The 2,801-nt window shown below is 73.2% G+C and carries 5 protein-coding genes; all 5 read left to right on the top strand.

The window, feature by feature from the left end; translation table 11 throughout:
* On the top strand, window positions 1–369 hold a 369-nt coding region (locus tag I4I78_RS31650; RefSeq protein ID WP_218615183.1), incomplete at its 5' end, for a YafY family protein.
* A gap of 65 nt (window positions 370–434) precedes the next feature.
* The gene (locus tag I4I78_RS31645) at window positions 435–719 is read left to right on the top strand and encodes a type II toxin-antitoxin system Phd/YefM family antitoxin (RefSeq protein ID WP_218615182.1); all 285 of its coding nucleotides are present in this window, start codon (window positions 435–437) and stop codon (window positions 717–719) included.
* Window positions 720–729: 10 nt separating this feature from the next.
* Window positions 730–1,002, top strand: coding sequence for a type II toxin-antitoxin system RelE/ParE family toxin (locus I4I78_RS31640; RefSeq protein ID WP_218615181.1), 273 nt, complete (start codon window positions 730–732; stop codon window positions 1,000–1,002).
* A gap of 32 nt (window positions 1,003–1,034) precedes the next feature.
* The gene (nucS, locus tag I4I78_RS31635) at window positions 1,035–1,694 is read left to right on the top strand and encodes an endonuclease NucS (RefSeq protein ID WP_218615180.1); all 660 of its coding nucleotides are present in this window, start codon (window positions 1,035–1,037) and stop codon (window positions 1,692–1,694) included.
* 70 nt (window positions 1,695–1,764) lie between these two features.
* A partial coding sequence (locus tag I4I78_RS31630; protein ID WP_374225959.1) for an aldehyde dehydrogenase family protein occupies window positions 1,765–2,801 on the top strand: 1,037 nt, incomplete at its 3' end.

Genomic DNA, 2,801 nt, shown 5'->3' with positions numbered 1-2,801 from the left:
GGGGCGGCGCCGTCCGGCGCGAGGTTCGACCGGCCGGAGGGCTTCTCGCTGGCCGAGCACTGGACGCAGGGCGCGCGCCGGTTCGAGGGGTCGCTGCTGCGGTCGTCGGTACGGCTGCGGCTCTCGCCGGGTGGGCTGCGCCGCCTCCCGCGGGTCACCGACACCGAGGCCGCGCACCGGGCCGTCGAGGACGCCGTGGAGCAGGACGACGGCTGGTCGCTGGTCACGCTGGAGACCGAGGGCGACGAGGTCATCGCCGGTCAGCTGCTCTCGCTCGGCCCGGAGGTGGAGGTGCTGGAGCCGGCCGCGGTGCGCGAGCGGCTGGCCGAGACCGCCCGTCGCATCGCGGAGCTCAACGCAGGCGACTGAACCCACGGCCGGAGGGGCGCCCGGACCAGTGGCACACCCGGCATGTTCTGGTCATACTTGTGACCATGAGCGAGACGCTGCCACTGGCCGAGGTCAAGGCGCACCTGTCGGAGCTGGTCGGACGGGTCGGCCGGCAGCACGACCGCGTCACCGTGACGGTGCACGGACGACCGTCGGCGATCCTCGTGTCGCCGGAGGACATCGAGGCTCTCGAGGAGACGATCGCGGTCCTCTCCGACGACGCGGCCGTCCGGCAGCTGAGCTCGTCCGACGCGGAGCTGGCGCGCGGCGAGGGCGAGACGGAGCGGGACCTCGCGGAGGCGATGCGCCTGCGCAGGGCCGCGACGTGACCGCCGGTCGATGACCGCCGATCGGTACGAGCTCATCATCTCGCCCACGGCGCGGCGGCAGCTGACCGAGCACCTTCCCGAGTCCGTTGCGTTCGCCGCCCACGAGTTCGTCGTCGGGCCGTTGCCCGACAATCCGCAGCGGGTCGGCAAGCGACTCCGCCCACCTCTCGACGATCGGCACAGTGCCCGACGCGGCACCTATCGCGTGCTCTACCGGATCGACGAGGAACGGCACCGGGTGACCGTCGTCGGTGTCGTGCACCGCTCCGACGCCTACCGGTGAGACGCGATGCGCCGCCCCCTACAGTGGCGCGGGTGCGCCTCGTCATCGCCCGCTGCCAGGTGGACTACGTCGGCCGGCTGACCGCCCACCTGCCGATGGCGCCGCGGTTGCTGCTGGTCAAGGCGGACGGGTCGGTCAGCGTGCACGCCGACGACCGCGCCTACAAGCCGTTGAACTGGATGACGCCGCCGTGCTGGCTGTCCGAGTCCCCCGGCGTGTGGACCGTCAAGAACAAGGCCGACGAGTCGCTGGTGATCACCATCGACGAGGTGCTGCACGACTCCAGCCACGAGCTCGGCCAGGACCCCGGCCTGGTCAAGGACGGCGTCGAGGCACACCTGCAGGAGCTGCTCGCCGCGCACCCGACGACCCTCGGCGAGGGCTTCACGCTGGTCCGCCGCGAGTACATGACCGCGATCGGCCCGGTGGACCTGCTCTGCCGCGACGTCGAGGGCAGGCACGTCGCGATCGAGGTCAAACGCCGCGGCGAGATCGACGGGGTGGAGCAGCTGACCCGCTACCTCGAGCTGATGAACCGCGACCCGCTGCTCGCCCCGGTGGCCGGGGTGTACGCGGCGCAGCAGATCAAGCCGCAGGCCCGGACGCTGGCCACCGACCGCGGGATCCGCTGCGTGACCGTCGACTACGACGCCCTGCGCGGGATGACGAGCACGGATCTGCGCCTGTTCTGAGCCGCCGGCCGCGCACCGGGGTTCGGGTGGGCCAGGACAGGCACCGTCGGACCCCGCCCTTCGGCCTAGGGTGGCGCGCGTGAGCGTCACCGAAGCCCCCGCCAGCACGGACTCCCAGCCCACGTTCGCCTCCCTCGACCCGCGCACGGGTGCCGAGGTGGGGCGGCACCCGATCCACGACGGTGCGCACGTCCGCGCCGCCGTCGCCTCGGCCGCCGAGGCCGCGACCTGGTGGGAGGAGCTGGGCTTCGCCGGGCGCCGCACGCGCCTCGGGGCGTGGCGCAAGCGGCTGGTCTCCCAGCTCGACCAGCTCGCCGAGGTCGTCCGCTCCGAGACCGGCAAGCCGTTCGACGACGCCCGCCTGGAGCTGGTGCTCGCGATCGACCACCTGGACTGGGCGCTCAAGAACGCCGAGGGTGTGCTCAGGAAGAAGAGCGTCGCGCCGGGCCTGCTGATGGCCAACCAGGCCGCGACGCTGGCCTACCGCCCGTTCGGCGTGATCGGCGTGATCGGGCCGTGGAACTACCCGGTCTTCACCCCGATGGGCTCGATCGCCTACGCGCTGGCCGCGGGCAACACCGTGGTGTTCAAGCCCAGCGAGCTGACCCCCGGCGTCGGCGTCGCGCTGGCCCGGACGCTGGCCGAGGCGGTCCCGGAGGCGGCGGCGCACCCGCTGCTCACCGTCGTCACCGGGTTCGGGCAGACCGGCGCCGAGCTGTGCCGGGCACCGGGCATCGGCAAGATCGCGTTCACCGGGTCGACCGCGACCGGGCGCAAGGTGATGGCCGAGGCCTCGGAGACGCTGACGCCGGTGCTGATCGAGTGCGGCGGCAAGGACCCGCTGATCGTCGCCCCGGACGCCGACGTGGCCGCCGCGGCGGACGCCGCGGTCTGGGGCGGTATGTCCAACGCGGGCCAGACCTGTGTGGGGGTGGAGCGGGTCTACGTCGTGGACTCCGTCGCGGACGAGTTCGTCGCCGCCGTCACCGCCGGCGCCCGGAAGCTGCGGGTCAGCACCGTGACCGCCGACGGCGACATCGGCCCGATGACCATGCCGGCGCAGGTCGACGTCGTGCGCCGGCACGTCACCGACGCGATCGAGCGCGG

It is taken from the genome of Pseudonocardia sp. KRD291 (genome assembly GCF_019263595.1).
Classification (GTDB): Bacteria; Actinomycetota; Actinomycetes; order Mycobacteriales; family Pseudonocardiaceae; genus Pseudonocardia.
The sequence above is the reverse complement of the archived record's forward strand: the minus strand, read 5'-3'. Positions and strand labels throughout refer to the sequence as shown.